This is a genomic window from Nocardioides sp. 31GB23, assembly GCF_040012395.1.
GTDB lineage: Bacteria > Actinomycetota > Actinomycetes > Propionibacteriales > Nocardioidaceae > Nocardioides > Nocardioides salarius.
The window spans coordinates 52658-72291 of record NZ_JBDYKJ010000004.1 but is presented as its reverse complement, the minus strand read 5'-3'; the positions used below and the strand labels follow the sequence as shown (position 1 = coordinate 72291).

The 19634-nt window shown below is 73.8% G+C and carries 27 protein-coding genes; 18 read left to right on the top strand and 9 right to left on the bottom strand.

Going from position 1 to position 19634, the window contains the following annotated elements; all coding sequences use genetic code 11:
• Nucleotides 1-95: 95 nt before the first annotated feature.
• On the top strand, nt 96-866 hold the full coding sequence (locus ABKW28_RS02165) for a 2-phosphosulfolactate phosphatase (protein ID WP_348606041.1): 771 nt from the start codon (nt 96-98) through the stop codon (nt 864-866).
• 156 nt (nt 867-1022) lie between these two features.
• A complete protein-coding gene (locus ABKW28_RS02160; protein WP_348606039.1) occupies nt 1023-1463 on the top strand; it encodes a DUF309 domain-containing protein in 441 nt (146 codons plus the stop codon).
• Here the strand turns inward: ABKW28_RS02160 and ABKW28_RS02155 are convergent, their stop codons facing one another.
• Nucleotides 1464-1856 carry a VOC family protein gene (locus ABKW28_RS02155; protein ID WP_348606037.1) on the bottom strand — a complete coding sequence of 131 codons (393 nt, stop codon included), beginning with the start codon at nt 1854-1856 and terminating at the stop codon, nt 1464-1466.
• Between the two features lie 54 nt (nt 1857-1910).
• Here ABKW28_RS02155 and ABKW28_RS02150 point away from each other — a divergent pair, with 54 nt between their 5' ends.
• On the top strand, nt 1911-2699 hold the full coding sequence (locus ABKW28_RS02150) for a hypothetical protein (protein WP_348606035.1): 789 nt from the start codon (nt 1911-1913) through the stop codon (nt 2697-2699).
• On the opposite strand, the gene ABKW28_RS02145 is transcribed toward ABKW28_RS02150, so the two are convergent.
• Together ABKW28_RS02145 and ABKW28_RS02140 are read right to left on the bottom strand one after the other, a co-directional pair.
• On the bottom strand, nt 2696-3355 hold the full coding sequence (locus ABKW28_RS02145; protein WP_348606033.1) for a hypothetical protein: 660 nt from the start codon (nt 3353-3355) through the stop codon (nt 2696-2698). The genes ABKW28_RS02150 and ABKW28_RS02145 overlap by 4 nt on opposite strands.
• Nucleotides 3340-4191: a DUF1963 domain-containing protein gene (locus tag ABKW28_RS02140; RefSeq protein ID WP_348606032.1), complete on the bottom strand. Its 852-nt coding sequence runs from the start codon at nt 4189-4191 to the stop codon at nt 3340-3342. Before ABKW28_RS02140 ends, ABKW28_RS02145 begins: the two co-directional genes overlap by 16 nt.
• Before the next feature lie 146 nt (nt 4192-4337).
• On the opposite strand from ABKW28_RS02140, the gene ABKW28_RS02135 reads away from it, so the two are divergent.
• The 3 genes from ABKW28_RS02135 (at nt 4338) to ABKW28_RS02125 (ending at nt 6734) form a co-directional block, all read left to right on the top strand.
• Nucleotides 4338-5222, top strand: coding sequence for a lysylphosphatidylglycerol synthase domain-containing protein (locus tag ABKW28_RS02135; protein WP_348606030.1), 885 nt, complete (start codon nt 4338-4340; stop codon nt 5220-5222).
• An 82-nt stretch (nt 5223-5304) separates the two neighbouring features.
• The gene (locus ABKW28_RS02130) at nt 5305-6045 is read left to right on the top strand and encodes a phosphatase PAP2 family protein (RefSeq protein WP_348606028.1); all 741 of its coding nucleotides are present in this window, start codon (nt 5305-5307) and stop codon (nt 6043-6045) included.
• Nucleotides 6042-6734, top strand: coding sequence for a glycerophosphodiester phosphodiesterase (locus tag ABKW28_RS02125; RefSeq protein WP_348606026.1), 693 nt, complete (start codon nt 6042-6044; stop codon nt 6732-6734). The genes ABKW28_RS02130 and ABKW28_RS02125 overlap by 4 nt, the downstream gene beginning before the upstream one ends.
• Here ABKW28_RS02125 and ABKW28_RS02120 read toward each other — a convergent pair.
• Nucleotides 6664-7032: a spore germination protein GerW family protein gene (locus ABKW28_RS02120; RefSeq protein WP_193668781.1), complete on the bottom strand. Its 369-nt coding sequence runs from the start codon at nt 7030-7032 to the stop codon at nt 6664-6666. The two genes, ABKW28_RS02125 and ABKW28_RS02120, sit on opposite strands and share 71 nt — an antisense overlap.
• A gap of 212 nt (nt 7033-7244) precedes the next feature.
• Here ABKW28_RS02120 and ABKW28_RS02115 point away from each other — a divergent pair, with 212 nt between their 5' ends.
• From ABKW28_RS02115 to ABKW28_RS02095, 5 genes are all read left to right on the top strand, one after another.
• On the top strand, nt 7245-8009 hold the full coding sequence (locus tag ABKW28_RS02115) for an IclR family transcriptional regulator C-terminal domain-containing protein (protein ID WP_348606022.1): 765 nt from the start codon (nt 7245-7247) through the stop codon (nt 8007-8009).
• Nucleotides 8010-8080: 71 nt separating this feature from the next.
• Complete coding sequence (locus ABKW28_RS02110) at nt 8081-9118, top strand: thiamine pyrophosphate-dependent dehydrogenase E1 component subunit alpha (RefSeq protein WP_348606020.1); 1038 nt, start codon at nt 8081-8083, stop codon at nt 9116-9118.
• Nucleotides 9119-9128: 10 nt separating this feature from the next.
• Nucleotides 9129-10169, top strand: a complete 1041-nt coding sequence (locus tag ABKW28_RS02105; RefSeq protein WP_341230826.1) for an alpha-ketoacid dehydrogenase subunit beta — start codon at nt 9129-9131, stop codon at nt 10167-10169.
• Entirely contained in the window at nt 10166-10399 is a 234-nt protein-coding gene (locus ABKW28_RS02100) for a lipoyl domain-containing protein (RefSeq protein WP_348606018.1), read from the top strand. Before ABKW28_RS02105 ends, ABKW28_RS02100 begins: the two co-directional genes overlap by 4 nt.
• Nucleotides 10400-10483: 84 nt before the next feature.
• The gene (locus ABKW28_RS02095; RefSeq protein WP_348606016.1) at nt 10484-11527 is read left to right on the top strand and encodes an SGNH/GDSL hydrolase family protein; all 1044 of its coding nucleotides are present in this window, start codon (nt 10484-10486) and stop codon (nt 11525-11527) included.
• Nucleotides 11528-11549: 22 nt separating this feature from the next.
• Here the strand turns inward: ABKW28_RS02095 and ABKW28_RS02090 are convergent, their stop codons facing one another.
• On the bottom strand, nt 11550-12164 hold the full coding sequence (locus ABKW28_RS02090; RefSeq protein WP_348606014.1) for a YdeI/OmpD-associated family protein: 615 nt from the start codon (nt 12162-12164) through the stop codon (nt 11550-11552).
• The gene (locus ABKW28_RS02085) at nt 12161-12820 is read right to left on the bottom strand and encodes a histidine phosphatase family protein (protein ID WP_348606012.1); all 660 of its coding nucleotides are present in this window, start codon (nt 12818-12820) and stop codon (nt 12161-12163) included. The genes ABKW28_RS02090 and ABKW28_RS02085 overlap by 4 nt, the downstream gene beginning before the upstream one ends.
• A gap of 36 nt (nt 12821-12856) precedes the next feature.
• On the opposite strand from ABKW28_RS02085, the gene ABKW28_RS02080 reads away from it, so the two are divergent.
• The 6 genes from ABKW28_RS02080 to ABKW28_RS02055 all read left to right on the top strand — a co-directional run bounded on the left by ABKW28_RS02080 (nt 12857) and on the right by ABKW28_RS02055 (nt 17403).
• Nucleotides 12857-13591, top strand: coding sequence for an SGNH/GDSL hydrolase family protein (locus ABKW28_RS02080; protein WP_348606011.1), 735 nt, complete (start codon nt 12857-12859; stop codon nt 13589-13591).
• Nucleotides 13592-13710: 119 nt separating this feature from the next.
• Nucleotides 13711-14724: a glycosyl hydrolase gene (locus tag ABKW28_RS02075; RefSeq protein WP_348606010.1), complete on the top strand. Its 1014-nt coding sequence runs from the start codon at nt 13711-13713 to the stop codon at nt 14722-14724.
• Nucleotides 14725-14810: 86 nt separating this feature from the next.
• On the top strand, nt 14811-15041 hold the full coding sequence (locus ABKW28_RS02070) for a hypothetical protein (RefSeq protein WP_348606008.1): 231 nt from the start codon (nt 14811-14813) through the stop codon (nt 15039-15041).
• A complete protein-coding gene (locus tag ABKW28_RS02065) occupies nt 15038-15487 on the top strand; it encodes a hypothetical protein (RefSeq protein ID WP_348606007.1) in 450 nt (149 codons plus the stop codon). Before ABKW28_RS02070 ends, ABKW28_RS02065 begins: the two co-directional genes overlap by 4 nt.
• Nucleotides 15488-15513: 26 nt before the next feature.
• Entirely contained in the window at nt 15514-16599 is a 1086-nt protein-coding gene (locus ABKW28_RS02060) for an alanine racemase (RefSeq protein ID WP_348606006.1), read from the top strand.
• A gap of 69 nt (nt 16600-16668) precedes the next feature.
• Entirely contained in the window at nt 16669-17403 is a 735-nt protein-coding gene (locus tag ABKW28_RS02055) for a peptidylprolyl isomerase (protein WP_193668770.1), read from the top strand.
• 4 nt (nt 17404-17407) lie between these two features.
• Here the strand turns inward: ABKW28_RS02055 and ABKW28_RS02050 are convergent, their stop codons facing one another.
• Nucleotides 17408-17884, bottom strand: a complete 477-nt coding sequence (locus tag ABKW28_RS02050) for an OsmC family protein (protein ID WP_348606005.1) — start codon at nt 17882-17884, stop codon at nt 17408-17410.
• 113 nt (nt 17885-17997) lie between these two features.
• Between ABKW28_RS02050 and ABKW28_RS02045 the strand changes: the two genes are divergently transcribed.
• A complete protein-coding gene (locus ABKW28_RS02045) occupies nt 17998-18282 on the top strand; it encodes a Fe-S cluster assembly protein HesB (RefSeq protein ID WP_193668768.1) in 285 nt (94 codons plus the stop codon).
• A gap of 322 nt (nt 18283-18604) precedes the next feature.
• Here ABKW28_RS02045 and ABKW28_RS02040 read toward each other — a convergent pair whose 3' ends face one another.
• On the bottom strand, nt 18605-19210 hold the full coding sequence (locus tag ABKW28_RS02040) for a cadmium resistance transporter (protein ID WP_302706351.1): 606 nt from the start codon (nt 19208-19210) through the stop codon (nt 18605-18607).
• Entirely contained in the window at nt 19207-19566 is a 360-nt protein-coding gene (locus ABKW28_RS02035; protein ID WP_068123217.1) for a metalloregulator ArsR/SmtB family transcription factor, read from the bottom strand. The genes ABKW28_RS02040 and ABKW28_RS02035 overlap by 4 nt, the downstream gene beginning before the upstream one ends.
• Nucleotides 19567-19634: the final 68 nt, after the last annotated feature.

Here is a 19634-nt window from a genome sequence, read left to right as displayed (position 1 = left end):
GTCCGACCTGGTCAGAGACCATTTCTCGAAACTTTTTTCGAGCAATTCGTCAGTCGGTCCAGGACGCCAGGGGAGTGGTCTCCTAGGGTGCACCCGTGGACGAGATCTTCGGGCAGCGCGACCACGCGGTCCGCTTCGACTGGGGCCTGTCCGGTGCGCTGGCCGCGGCTGCCGACGTGTGCGTCGTGGTCGACGTGCTGAGCTTCTCGACCTCGGTGACGATCGCCGTCGAGCGCGGCATGCGGGTGTTCCCGTTCGCGTGGAACGACGCGCGTGCCGCGTCGTACGCCGCAGAGCTCGACGCCGTGCTCGCCGTCGGCCGGCTCGAGGCGACGCACGAGGGAGCCGTCCCGGCTCCGTCGCTGTCACCGGCCGGGCTGGTGGAGTGCGAGGCGGCGCCGAGGTTGGTGCTGCCGTCGCCCAACGGGTCGACGATCTCGACAGCCCTGCAGGCCACGGGTGCCACCGTGCTGGCCGGGTGCCTGCGCAACGCCAGCGCCGTCGGTCACCACCTGGTTCGCCACCTGCGTGACGGTCGGTCTGTCGCGGTGGTCGCCGCACTGGAGCGCTGGCACCACGACGACTCGCTGCGCCCGGCCCTGGAGGACCACCTGGGTGCCGGCGCCGTGCTCAGCGCGCTGGTGCGGCTCGGGCACGGAGGCGACCTGAGCCTCGAGGCCAGAGCCGCTGTAGCGCTGTGGGACGCGACCGCAGACCAGCTCGTGCCCACGCTGCACGCCTGCGTCGGCGGATGCGAGCTCACCGCCAAGGGATTCAGTGCCGACGTCGACGTCGCCGGCGAGCTCGACGCGTCCGACGTCGTGGCTGTGCTCGACGACGGCGCCTTCACGGAGGCTCGCCCGTGAGCCCGTTCTTCTCGGCGGTGGCAACCCCTCTTGGCAAGCTCATTCCGGTTCGCCGATAACTGACATTATGTCAACTACTGTGGATCTGGCTTCCCGGAGAACTACACGGTTGTCGTGCTTCCGCCCCTCTCCCGGCACCCGACGTAGGGTCGACGGATGACCACCACCGACCGCGACCGCGACGACGACGGCCGGGCCAAGCAGGCCCGGCCGCGTGACGCCCTCGGCCGACCGTTGCCGTACGGCGCCGTCGGCGTCGAGCCGGTCTCCGAGGAACCGTTGCCGCCGCTGGAGACGCTCACCGCCGCTCGGGCGCTGCTCGACGACGGCCGACCGTTCTCGGCCCACGAGGTGCTGGAGGCCCGCTGGAAGGACTGCCCGGAGCCCGAGCGCCCGCTGTGGCAGGGCCTGGCACAGCTGTGTGTCGGCGTCACCCATGCGCGGCGTGGCAACCCCACCGGCGCGCGGCGCCTGCTCGACCGCGCCACCAGCCACCTGACGGCGTACGCCGGCACCAGCGGGCCGACGTACGGCCTCGACCTCGACGAGGTGCTCGACCGGGCGCGCCGCTGCGTGGAGACCGCCGTCCCCGAGTAGTCAGGCGGGCTCGATGCCGGCGTCCTCGGCGCTGGTGCCCAGCACGCAGAACTCGTTGCCCTCCGGGTCCCCCAGCACCACCCAGCCGCCGTCCTCGAGGCCGCGCCGGTCGTCCACGACGCTGGCGCCCAGCGCCACGATCCGCTCGACCTCGGCGTCGACGGTCGTGCCGACCGGGCGCAGGCACAGGTGCATCCTGTTCTTGACCGTCTTGGCGTCGGGCACCCGCAGGAACTCCAACGACCGCCCGCCCGGGCCGAGCAGCTCCGCGTCGTCGTCGCTCCAGACGCCCTCCGGGACCATGTGGAAGTCGTCGACCACCTGCTCCCACCAGCGTGCCTGCGCGATCGGGTCGTGGGCATCGACGGAGATGTTGGCGACTCGAGAAGCCATGCGCAGCACCCTAGGTGCCGCATCGCGGCTCGGCGAGCCCCTAGCGTCGACCAGGTGAGCCCACTCCCCCCGCCCGTCGCAAGGGTCACCGACACCTTCATGCAGGAGGTCGACCAGTGCCTCCCTGGCAGGGTCACCGGCCTGCTGGTGCACGGATCGCTGGGCTGGGGTGAGTTCTTCGCGAGCAGCGACGTCGACTTCGTGTGCGTGTGGGACGCGCTCCCGCAGGGTGCGGACCTCGTGTCCCTCGAGCAGGCCCACCTGGCCACCAGTGCCCGCTGCGCCTGGCCGGCCTTCGACGGAGTCCACTGCACCGCCGACGACCTCGCAGCAGACCCGCTCACCGTCAGGCCACGCCCGGTCTTCTACGAAGGGCGCTTCGATCCAGGCGGGGACGCCGACATCAACCCGGTCACCTGGCACGAGCTCGCTGAGAGACCTGTCGTCCTACGCGGTGATCGTCCCTCGGTGCGCACCGATCACCCGCAGCTGCTCCAGTTCACGCGCGGCAACCTCGACACCTATTGGCGGTCGATCCTGGAGTGGATCACTACGCAGGACGACGCCGCCGAGGGCCTCGACGACGACCTGGTCGTGTGGACGGTCCTGGGCTGCGCCCGGCTGCACCACCTGCTGGCCCGCGGTGCGCTGACGTCGAAGAGCGGGGCCGGCCGCTACGTCGTCGACCACCTCGATCCCCGGTGGCGTCTGGTCGCAGGCGAGGCGCTGCGTCTACGCGAGGACCCGGGCTCGCCCAGCCTCTATGCCGACCGCGACCAGCGCCGCCGCGACACGTGCGACCTCCTCGCATGGGTGGTCGCCGACGGCACGGGTGACGCCTAGAGCCGTCCCAGCCACGGGTGCCCGGGGTCGGTCCGCTCGACCGCGCTGCGCAACCACTCGCGCTGAGTCGCGGACAGCACCGGCAGGCACGCCTCGAGATCGGGTTCGTCCTTCGGGCGCCGCAGCCGTGCCTTGTAGGACAGCACGACCTCGGGCGCCAAGTAGCGGATGCCGTCGGCGCCGAGCCAGGTCACCTCGTCGACCTCGGTGTCCTCGCCGGGCAGGAACTTGTGGGACCAGCGGCCGTCGACGTCGGGGGTCAGCGGCACGTCGACCACCCACGGGTCGGCCGCGCTCGCGCGCAGCCACAGCTGGCTGGCGGGGTCCTCGACGTCGCTCCACCGCTCCCCCAGCGGCCGCAGCACGCCGCCGGCGTTGTTCCACACGTGCCACCGGCCGCGCAGGTGTGCGACGAGGGCCGGCACGTCGCAGGCGAGGATGGAGACGTCGAGGTCCTCGTGCTCGCGCCGGAAGCCGGTCGCGGCCTCGACCGCCCAGCCGCCGACCACCCACCACGGCCGGTCGAAGCCCTCCAGCTCGGCGGCCATCTGCAGCGGCGTCAAGGGCGCCCACTCGCCGTACAGCCGCAGGAACGCCTCGTCCTCCGCCTGCTCCGCAGCGCTGCGGACGACCGGGACCCTCAGTGGGACGCCCATTCCCACCACAGGTGCGAGAGGTCACCCTCGGCCACGGCCTCCGGGTCGCCGAAGAGGTGTGCGCTGCCGACGTCGCCCCACTGGAACAGCCCGCCGCTCATCCCGACCAACAGCCGGCTCGAGCCGTACGCCGGCACGTCCGGCGCGGACTGCACGAACGACGGCCAGCCTCCCAGGTGCACGCCGCTCCAGCGCCCGTGCTCCTCCACCGCCTGCTCGAGCGCCTCGACGAGGTCCTCGCGCGTCTCGAGCAGCTCCTCGAGGGCCTCGAAGGCCTCGGGGGCGCCGGCCACGTCGTCGGCGAGGTTCTCCCAGCCCAGCGGCAGCATGCCGATCGCGGCGAACTCCAGCGCCACCGGGTGCTGCGGGTCCGCCAACGGGGTGTCGTCGCTGCTGAAGACCGGCGTCGTCGAGGTCGCCTCGACGGGCTGCGCGAGCGCGTCGGCGTCGTACCAGCGGCACAGCAGCCCGCGCGTGCCGGCGGTGTCGTCGAAGGTCAGCCCGTGCACCGGGTCGTCGCGCACGAACATCTGCAGCAGCCCCTCGCGCGGGAAGCCGGGCAGCGCCGGCACCTCGGCGAAGGCGACCTGCAGCACGAAGTGCATCGGCCAGCCATCGGTGTCCTGCGGCCACTGCGCGTCGTCGGGCTGGAAGGGGTGCCCGCCGACGTAGGAGCTCGTCACCTCGGGCGCCACCGTCGTACGCCGCCGCAGCAGTCCGCTGCGCTCCGTGTGCTCGCTGACCAGCCCGGCCGCCCCCGGCCGCACCAGCGAGCGCACCCCCGACCCGGGCGGTGCCGCCGCCACCAGCGCCTCGAGCGCCTCCGTGTAGCCCACCACCACTCCCCTCCCGCGCACGGTCCGGCGCCGCACGGGCCGCCCAGCATCGCAGCGCCCGGTGCACCTGTCACTCATCCCGCCGGCCGAGACGCCCGACGGCGAGGTTGTCAGCGACCGGCACACTCGACCACGGGAGAGAACCTGTGAACCGTCTTCGCGCCGTCCTGCACTCGCGGGCCCTCATGGTCGTCGGCATCGCCGTGGCCCTGGCCGTGCCGGCGCTCACCCTCCCCCGCCTGCCACAGGTCAGCCTGCTGCCCCTGCTGCTGGGCCTGCTGCCGTGGGTGGTCGGCAAGTACGTGCTGTGCCCGCTGCGCTGGCACGCCCTCACCGACGCGGGGTTCAGCCGACGCTGGCACCTGCGCGCCTACGCGGAGTCCGAGCTGCTGGGCCTGGTCACCCCGGGCCACGTCGGCGCCGACCTGTGGCGGCTGCGCCGCCTCACCACCGGCGGGCTGGGCCGGGCCGACGCGGTGACCAGCGTCGCGCTCGACCGGTTCGTGGGCGCCATCGGCCTGTCCGTCTTCGTCGTCTTCGCGGGCACGGCGCTGCCGCTGCGCACCATCGCGATCGCGATCGGCGTGGCTGCCCTGGTGCTGGGTGCGCTGCTGGTCCTGCGGGTCGTGCGTCCCGGCCTGCTGCCGAGCCGGCCGCTCCCCGGCCCGCGTCCGCTCGCCCACGGCCTGCTGCTCTCCGCCGGATACCAGGCCACCACCGCGGCGCTCCTGCTCGGCTCCGTGGCGGCCACCGGCCACACCCTGGCCCCGCTGGAGGTCCTGGCGGCCTTCGGCGCCAGCCAGGTCGCCGGCGCCCTGCCCGGACCGCACGGCGCGAGCCCCCGCGACGGCGCGCTCGTGGTGGGCCTGGTCGCCCTCGGCGTGCCCTGGCTCGCCGCGGCCGCCGCCGTGGCGGTCAAGGCGGCGGTGGCCTGGCTGCCCGCGCTCGTGCTGGGTGGCACCAGCCTGCTGGTGACCCGCCGCGAGCTGCGCCGGCGCGTGCTCCCGGAGCCGGCGCCGGGCGTGGCCTGACCGGTCCGCCGACCCGGGCCCTTGGTCCCTTCAGCGCCGGGCCGCGGCGTCGGAGACTGGACCGGGAGTGGAGGGAGCTCGCGTGCTGCGTCCGACGACACCCGACCTGCGTCGCGACCAGGTGCTCTGGACCCTCGGCCAGGCCCTGCTCGTGACGGCCAGCGTCTACCTCTACTTCCGCATCCGGCACCTCACCGAGGGCTCCCACGAGGTGGCCGCCGCGCACGCCCGCGACCTCGTCGCCCTCGAGCAGCGTCTCGGGATCGCCGTCGAGGAGACCCTGCAGGAGCCGTTCCTGGGCTCCGGGCTGCTGGCCACGACGGCCAACAGCGTCTACATCTACGGTCACTGGCCGGGGATCACGCTCGTCATGCTCTGGACGGTGTGGCGCCACCGCGCGGTGTTCCAGCGGCTGCGCGACGCCATGATCGTCTCGGGCCTGGTCGGCATGGTCGTCTTCGCCGCCTACCCCCTGGCTCCGCCGCGCCTGGCCCACGACGGGGTGGTCGACACCATCACCCGCGAGAACGACGCCTACCGCGTCCTCCAACCACCCCAGCTGACCAACCAGTACGCCGCGCTGCCCAGCCTGCACGCCGGCTGGGACCTCCTCGTGGGCATCGCCGTGGTCACCGCCGCCGGCACCGCGTGGCTCCGCGCGGTCGGCTGGCTGCTGCCGGTGCTGATGACGATCTCGGTGGTGGTCACCGGCAACCACTACCTCCTCGACGTCGTCGCCGGTCTCGCGCTCGCCCTGGTGGGCCATGCCGCGGCGCTGCGGCTCGAGCGGCTGCGGCACCGACGAAGGCCGGCGCCGTCGTGAGGGTGCCGCTGGCGATCGCGCACCGCGCGGGCAACTCCCTGGCCGCGCTGCGGGAGGCTGTCGAGATGGGCGTCGACGTCGTCGAGTGCGACGTGCGCACCGGGCGCGACCGGCTCGAGGTGCGGCACCTCAAGAGCGCCGGTCCGCTGCCGTTCCTCTGGGACCGCTGGGAGCTGGCACCGGCCTCCGCTCCACGCCTGGGCCTCGACGAGGTGCTCGCCGCGCGGTCGCACGGCACCGCGATCATGTTCGACCTCAAGGGCGACGCCCGTGGCGACATGGCCGCGGCCGTCGCCCAGCAGCTGCTCGGCCTCCCCGGCGGCGAGGTGCTGGCCTGCGGTCGCCAGTGGGGCGTGGTCGACCGGCTCGCCGCCCGGGGCCGGTCCGTGCGTCCGGTCCTCTCGGCGCGCAACCGCGTCGAGCTGGCCCGGCTCCGCCGCCGCCTGGGCGCCCCGCCCCCGGGCACCGCGCCGGCGTACGGCGTCTCGGTGCACCGCTCGCTGGTCGAGCCCCGCCTCGTCGCCGAGCTCCACCGTGCGGTCGAGGTGGTGATGACCTGGCCGGTCAACGACGTCGGCACCCTCGACGCCGTGCTCGCAGCAGGGGTGAGCGGGGTGATCAGCGACGAGCCCGACGTGCTCGCCGAGCTCCTGGCGCGGCGTGGGCCCGCACCACCCGCGGTCGGGTGAGCAGGAAGGCGACCAGCACGACGCCGGCCACCGTCACGATCCTGTTGGGGTCGACGGCGGGGCGCCAGTCGACGCGGCCGTCCTTGATGACGTAGACGCCGGCGGGCCTGCTGCTGACGGCGAACCCGCCGCCCTCGCCCTCGCCACCCTTCTCGTCGTGGCCGCTGCCGCCGCCTGCTCCGCCGCCGACCAGCGCGACGGGGATGACCGTGAGGCCGTCCTTCTCGTACGGCTCGGCGAACACGCGCTTGACCGTGGCCGTGTCCTTGACCGTGCTGAAGACCTCGGTGATGTCCATGGTCCCTCCGCTCCACCTCGACTCCTCCCATCGTGGCCGTGGGCGACGTGGCCGCCACGGTCACAGGTCCCCCGCTGGAGGAGCACAACGTCCCGGACGCGCGGCCACGCCGGGCCGGCGCGGATCTCGTGACGTTCGGCCCTGCCACCCCGGTCGACGGCGGGGTTGACTCGCCGGGTGGGACGAGGCAGCCAGCACCCGGGGAGGGCCCAGTGGCGACGCAGCGCACCCTGATCCAGTCGGTCAGCAGGGCGCTGGCCCTGCTCGACGCGGTCGGCGGGTCGGCACGCCCGGTCACCGCGAAGTGCCTGGCCCGGCAGTCCGGGCTGGCGCTGCCGACGGCGTACCACCTGCTGCGCACCCTGGTCCACGACGGCTACCTCGCCCGCGAGGAGGGCGGCTACGTGCTCGGCGACCGTGCCTTGTCGCTGGCGGGCGGTCGCGCCGTCGGGATGCACCCGGCGCACGCCCACCAGGTCCTCGAGCACCTGCGCGACGAGCTGCACGCGCCGGCCTACCTCTCCGTCCTCGACGACGGCGAGATCCGTCTCGCCGACGTCGCGGACAGCCGGTCGTGCCCCCGTGTCGACATGTGGGTGGGCTTCCACCACGCCGCGCACGCGACCGCCCTGGGCAAGGCGGTGCTGTCGACGTTGCCCGACCGGGCCAGGCGCGACTACGTCGCTGCGCACGAGCTGGCAGACCTCACCCCGCACACGGTCACCAGCCCGCCGAGGCTGCTGCGCGAGCTCGACTCGGGCTCCGACGTGGCGCTGGACCGCGAGGAGTTCGCGGTGGGCACGGCCTGCGTCGCGGTGGCGGTCCCCTCCCCCACCTTCGCGGCGGCGGTGGCCGTCTCGGTGCGGGCCGACCAGCTCGGCCGGGTGCTGGAGCGCGGCGACGCGATCCGCCGCGCGGCTCGGCTCATCGCCTACGCGGGGGCGGGCGAGCGGCCCGACCCGCCTGTCACCATCTGAAATCCTCGCCCTGTCCGCGCGCCGGCGCCGGGTCTAGGTTCCCGAGCAGGACCCATCCCGCGGAGGACGCCATGACCACCCGTGCAGCACGACCGTCGATCCCCCAACCCTCCGGCGGGGCCGCCGGCGACGCGCTCGACCCGGCCGTGCGGCGCGGCCTCTACGAGACCATGGTGCTCTCGCGCACCTACGAGGAGGCGATCCTGCGCGAGTACCACGCCGACAAGGGACCGGGCTTCGACATCGGGAAGGGGCTCATCCCCGGCGAGATGCACCTCTCCGCGGGCCAGGAGCCGGTGGCGGCCGGGATCTGCGCACACCTGACCACCGACGACGCGGTCACCGCCACCCACCGCCCGCACCACTTCGCGGTGGCGCACGGCGTCGACCTGCGCCGGATGACCGCCGAGATCTTCGGCCGCGAAGGTGGCCTGGGCCGCGGTCGCGGCGGGCACATGCACCTCTTCGACCCCGCCACCCACTTCTCCTGCTCCGGGATCATCGCCGAGGGCTACCCGCCCGCGCTGGGACAGGCCTTCGCCTTCCACCGCCAGGGCACCGACCGGATCGCGGTCGCCGTCACCGGTGAGGGCGCCGCCAACCAGGGCGCCTTCCACGAGTCGCTCAACCTCGCCGCCCGGTGGAGTCTCCCGGTGGTCTTCGTCGTCGAGGACAACGACTGGGGCATCTCCGTGGCCCGCACCGCCTCGACCGCGGTCGACTCCAACGCCGACCGGGCCGTGGCCTACGGCATCCCGGGCGAGCGGATCGAGGGCAACGAGGTCGAGGCGGTCCACGACGCGGCACGACGAGCGGTCGCCCGGGCCCGGGCCGGCGAGGGTCCCTCGCTGATCGAGGTGCACACGCTGCGCCTGTGGGGCCACTTCGAGGGTGACGCGCAGGGCTACCGCTTCGACCTCGAGGAGGCACCCAGCCACGACCCGCTACCGCGCTACGAGGCCCGGCTGCGGGAGGCCGGCGTGCTCGACGACACCGCGGTCGAGCAGATCAGGAGCGCCGCGAGCGAGCGGGTCGAGGACGCGATCGCCTTCGCCAGGAGCAGCCCGGTGCCCGACCCCGCGTCCGCCACGTCCTACGTCTTCGCCTGAGGAGGCCACCATGACCACCACGCACGCCCCCGCCAGCCCGGCCACGCACTCCCGTCGGCTGACGACGTCCAAGGCGATGGTCGAGGCCATCGCCTTCGAGATGGAGCGCGACCCGTCGGTCTTCTACCTGGGCGAGGACGTCGGCTCCTACGGCGGGATCTTCGGCTCCACCGGCGGGCTGCTCGACCGGTTCGGCCCCGACCGGGTGATCGACACACCGATCTCGGAGTCCGCCTTCATCGGGCTCGGCATCGGCGCCGCCGTCGAGGGCATGCGCCCGGTCGTCGAGCTGATGTTCGCCGACTTCATGGGGGTGTGCCTCGACCAGATCTACAACCACATGGCCAAGATCCACTTCGAGTCCGGGGGCAACGTCCGGGTGCCGATGGTGCTGACGACGGCCACGGGAGGTGGCTACTCCGACGGCGCCCAGCACTCGCAGTGCCTGTGGGGCACCTTCGCGCACCTGCCCGGCATGAAGGTCGTCGTCCCGAGCGGTCCCGCGGACGCCAAGGGCCTGATGACCGCGGCGATCCGCGACGACAACCCCGTCGTCTACATGTTCCACAAGGGGGTGATGGGGCTGCCCTGGATGGCCAAGAACCCGCGGGCGACCGACGAGGTGCCCGCCGACGACTACGAGATCCCCATCGGCAGCGCCTCCGTGGTGCGTGAGGGGGCCGACGTCTCGGTCGTGACGATCTCGCTGTCGGTCCACCACGCGCTCGACGTGGCCGAGGAGCTCGCCGGCGAGATCGACGTCGAGGTGCTCGACCTGCGCAGCCTCGTACCGCTGGACCGCGAGGCGATCCTGTCGTCGGTGGCCAAGACGCGGCGGCTGGTGGTGGTCGACGAGGACTACCGCTCCTTCGGCATGTCGGGCGAGGTGGTCGCCACGATCACCGACCACGACCCCGGCCTGCTGAGCCGACCGGTCGAGCGGGTGGCGGTGCCGGACGTGCCCATCCCCTACGCCCACGACCTGGAGTACGCCGTCCTGCCGCGGCAGGACCGGATCGAGGCCGCCGTGCGCCGGGTGGTGGCCGGGTGACCGATGTGCTCTTCCCCCCGCTCTCCAAGGAGGAACCCGGCGCCGAGGGGGTCCTCTCGACCTGGTTCGTGCGCGACGGGGACACGGTGGGCGCCGACCAGCTGCTCGCCGAGGTCCAGGTCGACAAGGTCGCCGCCGAGGTCCCGGCGCCGGTCGGCGGGGTGGTGCACCTGCTGTGCGCGGAGGGGGCGACGATCCGGCAGGGCGCGCCCATCGCCAGGATCGACTGAACCGCACGCCGCGATACCCGGTGTGGTACTCCTGGGTGACCCAGGTCACTCGGGGTGACCTCGTCTCTCGGATCGGAGTCCCTCGTGGCCCCTCGTCTCCACGGTGCCGCCCTGCTGCGCGCCGTCGCGCCCCTCGCCGTCGTCGGCGCGCTGCTCGCCCCCACCGGCCCGGCGGCCTCCGCCCCCTCGATAGACCCGGCCGCCCGCGCCTCCCGCGCCGCCCCGGCGTACGTCGCCCTCGGCGACTCCTACTCCTCCGGCACCGGCACCCGCTCCTACGTCGCCGACGGCACCAGCTGCCTGCGCTCCTCGAAGGCCTACCCGAGCCTCGTGGCCGCCCGCCGCGGCTACACGCTCGACCTGCGGGCCTGCTCGGGGGCCGTGGTCGCCGACGTCACCAGCGCCCAGCTCGGTGCGCTCAGCGCCGCGACCGCCTACGTCACGATCTCGGTCGGCGGCAACGACGCCGGCTTCGCCGACGTGCTGACCACGTGCGCGACGCCGTGGTGGATGGCCAGCTGCTCCAGGGCCGTCGACCGGGCCCGCTCGTTCATCAACGCGACCCTGCCGGGCCGGCTCGCCACCCTCTACTCCCAGATCCGTACCCGCGCGCCCCAGGCGCGGGTGGTCGTCGTGGGCTACCCGCGGGTCTTCGGCGACGAGGACTGCAACGCCCTGACGTTCTTCTCCGGCTCCGAGCGCTCCAGCCTCAACGCAACCGCCGACCTGCTCAACCGGCGGTTGCGCGAGCAGGCCGCGGCCCGCGGCTTCGCCTTCGCCGACCCGACCAGCCGCTTCTCCGGGCACGCCGTGTGCGCCGACGCCGAGTGGATCAACGGCCTGTCCTACCCGGTCGTGGAGAGCTACCACCCCAACGGGCCCGGCCACGGGCAGGGCTACCTGCCCGTCGTCGAGGCCCAGCTGCCCGCCGGCCTCGCCCGGCCCACCGGCGCGACCCGGGTCGCGCCGGCCGAGATCGCCCGCACGCAGCGGCCGTACGCCGAGCTCGACGCCGGCATCGAGCCCGCGGTCGTCCGGGCCCCCGACCTCGACAGCCGCCGGGCCCAGCGCGCGGCTCGCCGCGCCGGGGTCGACATCGAGCGCTGGCAGGCCCGCCAGCAGCGCTGAGTCCCGGGGGTCGCCCGGTCCCTCAGCCGCGGGCGCGTTCCCCGCGCCGGGCGCCGTCCACGACCTGGGCGACCCGGCCGGCCCTGGTCTCCGGCCGCGCCGCGCTGAGCACCCACCACAGCATCGCCTTGCGGGCGCCCGCCGGGAAGGAGTCCCACGTCGCCCGGGCCGCCGGCACGGCGTCGAGCGCGGCGGCGAGGTCGGCGGGCTCGAGGAGGTCCTCGACCGGGTCGAGGATCGTCCACCAGCCGTTGGCCCGTGCGGCCCCGACGGCCCTGCGGCCGGCGTCGGTCATCAGTCCCGCGGCCTCCATGTCGGCCGCCCGTCGCCGGTTCAACCGGGTCCAGGTGCTGCGAGCACGGCGCGGCGTGAGGAGCTGGAGCCCCCGTTCGTCGTCGAGGCGACCCGCCGTCGAGTCGATCCAGCCGAAGCAGATCGCCTCCTCGACCACCTCGGGGTAGGGGCAGGCAGGCCGGCCGGTGCCGCTGCGCCACGAGCACAGCCAGACACCGCGGACGGTGGCGTGGTGCGCCGCCAGCCAGGCACGCAGCTGCGCACGGGTCTCGGCGTGGTAGATCGGGTAGTCGAACCTCCCGGTCGCGGGATGCTCCGAGGCCGAAGGCGGGACGCCGCTCAACGGCTGCTCCGCTCGAGGTGGCCCAGGTGGCCCAGGTCGCCCACCGACTCGACGCGGCGGTCCCCGGTCGCCGGGTCGAGCCGCAGCGTGCTGATGCTGCCCGGGGGCGTCACGAACCGCACCGGGCCGACAGCCTCGACCGCCATGCCGACGAACGTCGTCACCACGTAGGTCGCCGCGCCCCCGTGGGTCACCAGGACCAGGTGCTCGGGCGCCGCGGCCAGGTGCTCGCGCACCGACGCCTGCACCCGGTCGGCCACCTGCCACCGGGTCTCCGAGCCGGGCACCCCGTCGTGGTGGTGCAGCGCGTCGTCGCCGGACGCCGGGGGTCGCCACGCGCAGCTGCCCACGGGGCGTCCCTCCGCGGCGCCGTACGACTGCTCGCGCAGGCGCCGGTCGAGGCGCACCGGGACCCCCTCTCCGAGCGCGGCCGCCACCAGCTCGGCCGTGCGGCGGCAGCGCACGAGGTCGGAGGAGACGACGGCCACGCGCTCGCCGGCCGCCAGCGCCGGCGACAGCCGTGCGGCCACCTCGGCGGCGACCGCGTGGGCCTGCTGGGTCCCGCGCTCGGTGAGGTCCGCGTCGTACCAGCCACCGACCAGGCCGTCGACCACGTGGGTCGCCTCGGGGTGGGTGAGCAGGTGCAGTGTCGTCATGGCGCCTCCCGTGGACCGCTCGGCCATGATCGTCACATGAGCCGGCCACCCGTCTACACCAACCGCACCGGCCGCCCGCCCGGGCGCTCCGTGCGCGCCCTGGGCGCGGTGCTGCCCGGCATCGCGCGGGTGCGGGCGCAGGCCGAGCCGTACGCCGACGCCTGGCAGGAGCGCACCCGCTCCGCGGCTGTCGCGCCCGGGCGTCGCTGGGTGGTGCTCGGCGACTCCATGTCGCAGGCGATCGGCGCCACCGGCCCCGACCGCGGCTGGGTCGACCAGCTGCTCGGGCGCCTGGGTCCGGCGGGCCACGACCTGAGGGTGGTCAACCTGTCGGCCACCGGCGCGCGCGTGCCCGACGTGCTCGACCAGCAGCTGCCCGCCTGGTCGGCCCTGCCGCCGTCGCGCTCGCCGCTGCCCGACCTGGTCACCGTGATGATCGGGTCGAACGACCTCTTCAGCGGGGCCCGGCACCGCGCCCGCCTGCCGGGAGCGATGGCCGAGCTCGTGACCCGGCTGCCCTCCGGCAGCGTCGTGACCACGCTCCCCCAGCCGCGCGCCGCAGCCCGGCAGGCCAACCGCCACCTCGACGGGGCCGCGCTGCGCGGCCACCTGCGGGTGGTCGACCTGCGCACCGACGGACCGTCCTCGTGGCGGGGCAGGCTGGCCGCCGACTTCTTCCACCCCAACGAGGCGGGCTACGCCGCCATCACCGACGCCTTCGAGCCGGTGGTGCGTGCTGCGCTGCGAGCCTCCAACGGGCCCGCAACCTGAAGAAGTGCTCAAGATGAGCACAAGATCGCCTCAAGACGGGACGATGGTGCCGTCCCGGTGACCTCCGGGACGCGCCGCACCCCCGGTCGGCACCCACGGTCCGACCCCCGAGGATCCCCATGTCCGTCCTGCCCCTGCGCCGCTGCCTGCTGCACCGCACCACCACGGCGCTCGTCTGCCTGGCCGTGGCCGCCCTGGGCATGCTGCTGCTGACGGATCCCGCTGGCGCGGCCCGGCCGCGCAAGAGCCCGTCGACAGCAGTGGCGTCGCCGCAGCCCACCGAGCGGCTGCTCGGCGTGGCCGTGCCCGGTGCGCCCACCGACCTCCAGGAGTACGAGGACCTCGCCGGCGCCCTGGGCCGACGCCCCGAGCAGATCACCTTCTACGCGGCCTGGGCCACGGTCGCCGACTTCCCGGCCGCCGACGCCGCCCGGATCGCCGCGGCGGGGGCCGTCCCCGAGCTGACCTGGGAGCCCTGGGACCCCGCCGCCGGCACCACCCAGCCGGCGTACGCGCTCGAGCGCATCGCCGCAGGCGACCACGACGCCTACCTCCGGCGCTGGGCCCGCCAGGTCCGCTCCTACGGCGCTCCCCTGGTCATCCGGATGGCGCACGAGATGAACGGCTCGTGGTACCCGTGGGCCGAGGGCGTCAACGGCAACCGGCCCGGCGACTACCGCGCCGCGTGGCGGCACGTCGTGGGGGTCTTCCGCGACCAGCGGGTCACGAACGTCTCCTGGTCCTGGGCCCCCAACGTGCCCTACGAGGGCTCGGTGCCGCTGGCCGGGCTCTACCCCGGTGACGACGTCGTCGACCGCGTCGGCCTCGACGGCTACAACTGGGGCACCACGCAGCCGTGGTCGACCTGGCAGAGCGCCGAGGAGGTCTTCGGCCCCGGCCTCGCCGAGATCGAGGCGTTCACCTCGCGCCCCTTCCACATCGGCGAGATCGGCAGCGCCGAGCACGGCGGCGACAAGGCCGCCTGGCTGCGCGACATGTGGGCCTGGCTCGACCGGACCCCGTCGGTGCGGGGCCTGACGTGGTTCCACTTCCACAAGGAGGCCGACTGGCGGATCTGGAGCAGCCCCGGCTCGTTCGAGGCGTTCAGGGCCGGCTACGCCAGCTTCCGCTGAGCCTGGCGCCTGGCCGACTGACGGGTGGGCCCGACCCCCTCTGCGGGTGGGTTGTGGCGCCGAGGCGGCGACGTACGTTCGCTGCCATGACCGAGAGCAACCAGTCCTCCCTGACCGACGAGCAGATCACCGCGGTGCAGGGCGTCGTCGACCGCGTCAACAGCTACCAGGAGACCGCCCCGGAGGGCACCGTGGAGTCCCACCTGCGCGGCGGGCTCAGCGAGGCCGGCATCGAGCTCGCCGACGAGCAGGTCGCCGCCCTGACCCAGGAGATCGAGGCCAACGGCTCGGCCGACGCCGGCCAGGTGCTGCGGTGAGCGACCGCCCCGACGCCGAGCACCAGCGCCCCGAGGGCACCAACGACAAGACGGTCGAGGCGCTCGGCAAGGTCTCCGAGGCGCTCGAGGCCATCGAGATCGCCCGGGGCCACCTCTACACCTTCCACCGCCTCTCCGGGACCGCCGACCTGACCCTCGGCGAGGGGGTCGAGCAGCTGCGCGAGGCCGGGCACGGCGAGCTCGCCGACCTCATCGACCGCGAGCTCGTGGGGCGCAACGTGCTCGACGGCCGGTGGACCTTCCAGGTGATGGAGGAGTACGACGACGGCTACTACGCCGACTTCAAGCGCCTCGAGAAGCAGGCCCGCGACGAGCTCGTGGGCGGTCGGCGCCACCTCTTCGAGGCCGAGATGAAGGAGGAGCGCCGCACCCACGGACTCCCCCACCACACCGCCCGCCCCGGGGTCACCCCCGGCGAGGAGTGAGCCGCCCAGCGACCTAGGCTGCGAGCATGCCCGTGCCCACCCCGCACCTGCGCGTGGACCTCGACCGGCTGCGCCACAACGTACGGCGCGCGGCCGACCACGCGGCCAGCTCGCGGGTCAGCCTGCGGCCGCACGTCAAGACGCACAAGAGCATCGAGATCGCCCGGCTCCAGCTGGTCTCCGGGGCCCGCGGGATCACCGTCGCGACCGTCGGCGAGGCCGAGGCGTTCGTGCGGCTCGGCTGCACCGACGTCTTCATCGCCTACCCCGTGTGGGTCGACGACGACCGGGGCGCCCGCCTGCGCGACCTCGCGGAGGTCGCCCGCGTGGCGGTCGGGGTCGACTCGTTGTACGGCGCCGCCAACACCGGCCGCCGCCTGGGCGGCAGCGGCATCGAGGTGATGGTCGAGATCGACTCCGGCCACCACCGCACCGGCATCGAGCCCGACAAGGCCGGTGTGGTGGCCCAGGCCGCGCGCCGGGCCGGGCTGCCCGTGCGCGGCGTCTTCACCTTCCCCGGCCACGGCTACGCACCCGGCGCGGTGGCCGAGGTCGCTGCCGCGGAGGCCCTGTCGCTGCGTGCCGCCAAGTCGTCGGTCGAGGCGACCGGGCTCGCCGTCCCGGTCGTCTCCGGCGGGTCCACCCCGACCCTGGCCGCCAGCCTCTCCGGCGCCCGCGCCTACCGCGACGACGACGACACCACCGAGGTCGAGCTGCGCCCGGGCGTCTACGTCTTCGGCGACGCCCAGCAGTGGGAGCTGGGCACCTGCACGCCCGACGACATCGCCCTGACCGCCCGCGCCACCGTGGTCAGCCTGGCCGGCGGCCGGATGGTCCTCGACACCGGGAGCAAGGTCCTGGGCGCCGACCGGGCGTCGTACGCCAGCGGGTTCGGGCGGCTGCTGCACCGCCCCGAGGCCCGCATCGTCTCGCTCGCCGAGCACCACGCCGTGGTCGAGCCCGGCCCGGGGCGGCGTCCCCGGCTCGGGGACCAGGTCGACGTGGTGCCCAACCACGTCTGCGCGGCGGTGAACCTCGCCTCCGAGCTGTGGGTGGAGGAGGCCGGGGGGCTGCGCCCGTGGCCCGTCACCGCCCGCGGCCTCAACGCCTAGCGGGCCGCCGCGAAGGGCGCTCAGGAGCCGCTCAGGAGCCGCTCAGGGGGCTCCCCTACGATGCACGCCATGCTGACCCGACCCCTCGCCGCCGCGGCCGTCCTGGCCTGCGTCGGCGCCCTCGCCGCCTGCGGCTCCGAGAACGACGAGACCGCCTCCGACGCCTCCTCGGAGAGCTCCCAGAGCCCCGGGTCGACCGAGTCGACCGAGTCGGGCGACACCGGCTCCTTCTCGCCCGCGGCCGACGGCGAGTGCTCCTACGTCGAGGACGGCAACCCGGCCAAGGAGGTCGAGCTGCCGCCCGCCGACCCGACCGTCGAGGGCGAGGTCGACGTCACGATGGCCACCAGCATCGGCGAGCTCAGCGCCACGCTCGACGCGTCCAGCACCCCCTGCACCGTGGGCTCCTTCGTGTCCCTGGCCGAGCAGGACTACTTCGCCGGCACCACCTGCCACCGCCTCACCACGCAGGGCATCTTCGTGCTGCAGTGCGGCGACCCCACCGCCACCGGCACCGGCGGTCCGGGCTACACGATCCCCGACGAGCTCAGCGGGCAGGAGTCCTACCCCGCGGGCACCCTGGCGATGGCCAAGACGCCCTACCCCGACTCGGGCGGCTCGCAGTTCTTCATCGTCTACGAGGACACCCCGCTGCCCCCGCAGTACACCGTCTTCGGCACCGTCGACGCCGCGGGCGTCGAGGCTGTCGCCGAGGCGGCGGAGGCCGGCTCCGACGACCGCAACGGCCCCGGCGACGGCACGCCCAAGACGGCCGTCGACATCGAGGGCGTCACCGTCGGCTAGGCCCTCAGGCCGGGTCGGGCCGGTCGTCGGCGGCCTCGTCGGCGCTGCGGTAGCGCACCTGGTCGCCCACGGTGATGGTGCGCCCCACGGTGCACAGCCGCTCCTCGACCTGGCGCAGCGTGCGCGGCACCACCGCGCGGGCGGCGTCCCCGGCCTCGCCCTCGGGGAACTCGACCTCGAAGGTCACCGTGATCCCGGTGATCCGGCTGCCGTGCTCGTCGCGGACCTTGTGGCCCTCGACGTGGGCGCCGAACGCGGTCGGCTCGGCCCGCTTGCCGGTGATCAGGGTCAGGTCGATCGCCCCGCAGCCGGCCACGGCGGCCAGCATCAGCTCCACGGGGGTGAAGTCGGGGTCGTCGCCCGAGCCGATGGGCAGCACCCCGCCCCGGCCGTTGGTGGCCTTGAAGCGCTCGGGGCCGATCTTGACCAGGTCGACACTGCGCAGGCTCGGGTCACTGGTGCCTGGGATGCTCGGGTTCATGGGGCCCAGCCTCGCACGAGCGACACGCCCGGGGACCGCGCCGAGTTGAACCTGGGCGACGTGTCGGGTTGTGTGGAGGACTTCTGCACCCCATCCGAGGAAAGCGAGTCCACATGCTCACCCTCACCGAGAACGCCAGCCTCATCGTCAAGGAGATCGCCTCCCAGGAGGGCCTCCCCGAGACCGCCGGCCTCCGGATCACCTCGGAGTCCGAGTCCGACCCCAGCTTCGCCGTCACCGCCGCCGACGCGGGCCAGCCCGGCGACCAGGTGGTCGAGCAGGCCGGTGCGACCGTCTACCTCGACGAGTCCGCCGCCACCATGCTCGACGACAAGGTGCTCGACGCCGCCGTCGACCCCAGCGGCAAGGTCGAGTTCGCGCTGGGCCTGCAGCAGTAGGCCTCGCGCCCCAGAACGCCACGAGAGCCCCGGACCGTCACGGCCTGTTCGGCTTTTAGTGTGGGTTCACGGCGCGCCTGTGGCGCATCGAAGCGCCCCCCGGTCCGATCGGACCGGGGGGCGCTTTCGCGTCTGCGCCTCCGAGCCGATGGCTCCAGCCTGCACGCGATGGGCGGAGCTCGGGGGCAGGTAGCGGTCGGGCGGCGTGTCGGCGAGCGCTACTCGAGCGTGACCGGCGCGCGGAGGAGCGTTCTCCTGTCGAGGGTGACGGCGACTAGGCCCGCGCTACCTGCACGTGCTCGACCGCTGGCCAGGCGAAGCATCAGAGCCCGAAGGCTCCGCCGCTGTAGAGGATGACCAGGCCCAGGCCGATGAGGACGACCGGGAACAGGATGTGCTCCCAGCGTTCGAGGACTTCGTCGATTCCTGGTCGGGTGGCGACGAACCTGGCTGCGACCACCAAGGCGGCGACGAGGACGAGGAAGACGACGCAGTAGGCGGCTGTCGCGGCGGGGCCCACGTTCAAGAAGACGGGGACGTAGACGCCGATGTTGTCGCCGCCGTTGGCGAAGGTGACGGCGGCGACGGTCCACACTGCGACGGCCTTGCCGGCGACTTTGGCGTCGTCGTCGTCATCATCATCATCATCATCGCGCCATGCCTGCCATGCAGCCCAGAGGCCGAGGACGAGCGGGATGAGGCCGAAGTAGGGGATCGCGGCCTCGGGCAGGAAGGCTCCGGCGCCGAGCGACACGAGCACTGCCGCGGCGAGGATGCCGGCGAACCCCAGGTACTGCCCAGCCAGGATGCGCGACGTGGTTCCGGGCCGTCCAGCTCCTCGGGCGAAGAACAGCGACAGCACGATGATGTCGTCGATGTTGGTGGCGATGAACAGGCCGATGGCCTGCGCTGCGGAGGTCAGCATCAGGCGCCGGCCCCTTGGGTGCCACACCCGGGCAGGACACATTGCTGGTCGATGCAGGGTGCGCTCTCGTCGACGGCGAGGGTGACGTCGATGAGCGCAGTGAGAGCCCGGGTGAGGTGCGGGTCAGCGACGGCGTAGCGCGTGTGTCGGCCTTCGGGTTCGGCTACGACGATGCCGCAGTCGCGCAGGCACGCGAGGTGGTTCGACACGTTGGACCGGGTCAGGTCTAGGTCGCGGGCGAGGTCGCCGGGGTAGGCGGGGCCCTCCAGAAGGGCCATGAGTAGGCGGGAGCGCGTGGGGTCGGCCATCGCCCGACCCAACCTGTTCATCACGTCAAGACGGCTAGCAGTGGTCAGCATGTGCTGAATAGTACAGCGTGCGCTGAACATTGCTTTCATCGCGGTGGGAGAACGGGGGCGCGCGCTTC

Coding starts and splice junctions, on each gene's coding strand:
- ABKW28_RS02105 (WP_341230826.1), top strand. CDS start 9,129: ATGACCACCACGCACGCCCCCGCCAGCCCGGCCACGCACTCCCGTCGG.
- ABKW28_RS02050 (WP_348606005.1), bottom strand. CDS start 17,884: ATGAACCCGAGCATCCCAGGCACCAGTGACCCGAGCCTGCGCAGTGTC.
- ABKW28_RS02160 (WP_348606039.1), top strand. CDS start 1,023: ATGACCACCACCGACCGCGACCGCGACGACGACGGCCGGGCCAAGCAG.
- ABKW28_RS02055 (WP_193668770.1), top strand. CDS start 16,669: ATGCTGACCCGACCCCTCGCCGCCGCGGCCGTCCTGGCCTGCGTCGGC.
- ABKW28_RS02080 (WP_348606011.1), top strand. CDS start 12,857: ATGAGCCGGCCACCCGTCTACACCAACCGCACCGGCCGCCCGCCCGGG.
- ABKW28_RS02070 (WP_348606008.1), top strand. CDS start 14,811: ATGACCGAGAGCAACCAGTCCTCCCTGACCGACGAGCAGATCACCGCG.
- ABKW28_RS02120 (WP_193668781.1), bottom strand. CDS start 7,032: ATGGACATCACCGAGGTCTTCAGCACGGTCAAGGACACGGCCACGGTC.
- ABKW28_RS02035 (WP_068123217.1), bottom strand. CDS start 19,566: ATGCTGACCACTGCTAGCCGTCTTGACGTGATGAACAGGTTGGGTCGG.
- ABKW28_RS02110 (WP_348606020.1), top strand. CDS start 8,081: ATGACCACCCGTGCAGCACGACCGTCGATCCCCCAACCCTCCGGCGGG.
- ABKW28_RS02085 (WP_348606012.1), bottom strand. CDS start 12,820: ATGACGACACTGCACCTGCTCACCCACCCCGAGGCGACCCACGTGGTC.
- ABKW28_RS02060 (WP_348606006.1), top strand. CDS start 15,514: ATGCCCGTGCCCACCCCGCACCTGCGCGTGGACCTCGACCGGCTGCGC.
- ABKW28_RS02155 (WP_348606037.1), bottom strand. CDS start 1,856: ATGGCTTCTCGAGTCGCCAACATCTCCGTCGATGCCCACGACCCGATC.
- ABKW28_RS02145 (WP_348606033.1), bottom strand. CDS start 3,355: ATGGGCGTCCCACTGAGGGTCCCGGTCGTCCGCAGCGCTGCGGAGCAG.
- ABKW28_RS02045 (WP_193668768.1), top strand. CDS start 17,998: ATGCTCACCCTCACCGAGAACGCCAGCCTCATCGTCAAGGAGATCGCC.
- ABKW28_RS02075 (WP_348606010.1), top strand. CDS start 13,711: ATGTCCGTCCTGCCCCTGCGCCGCTGCCTGCTGCACCGCACCACCACG.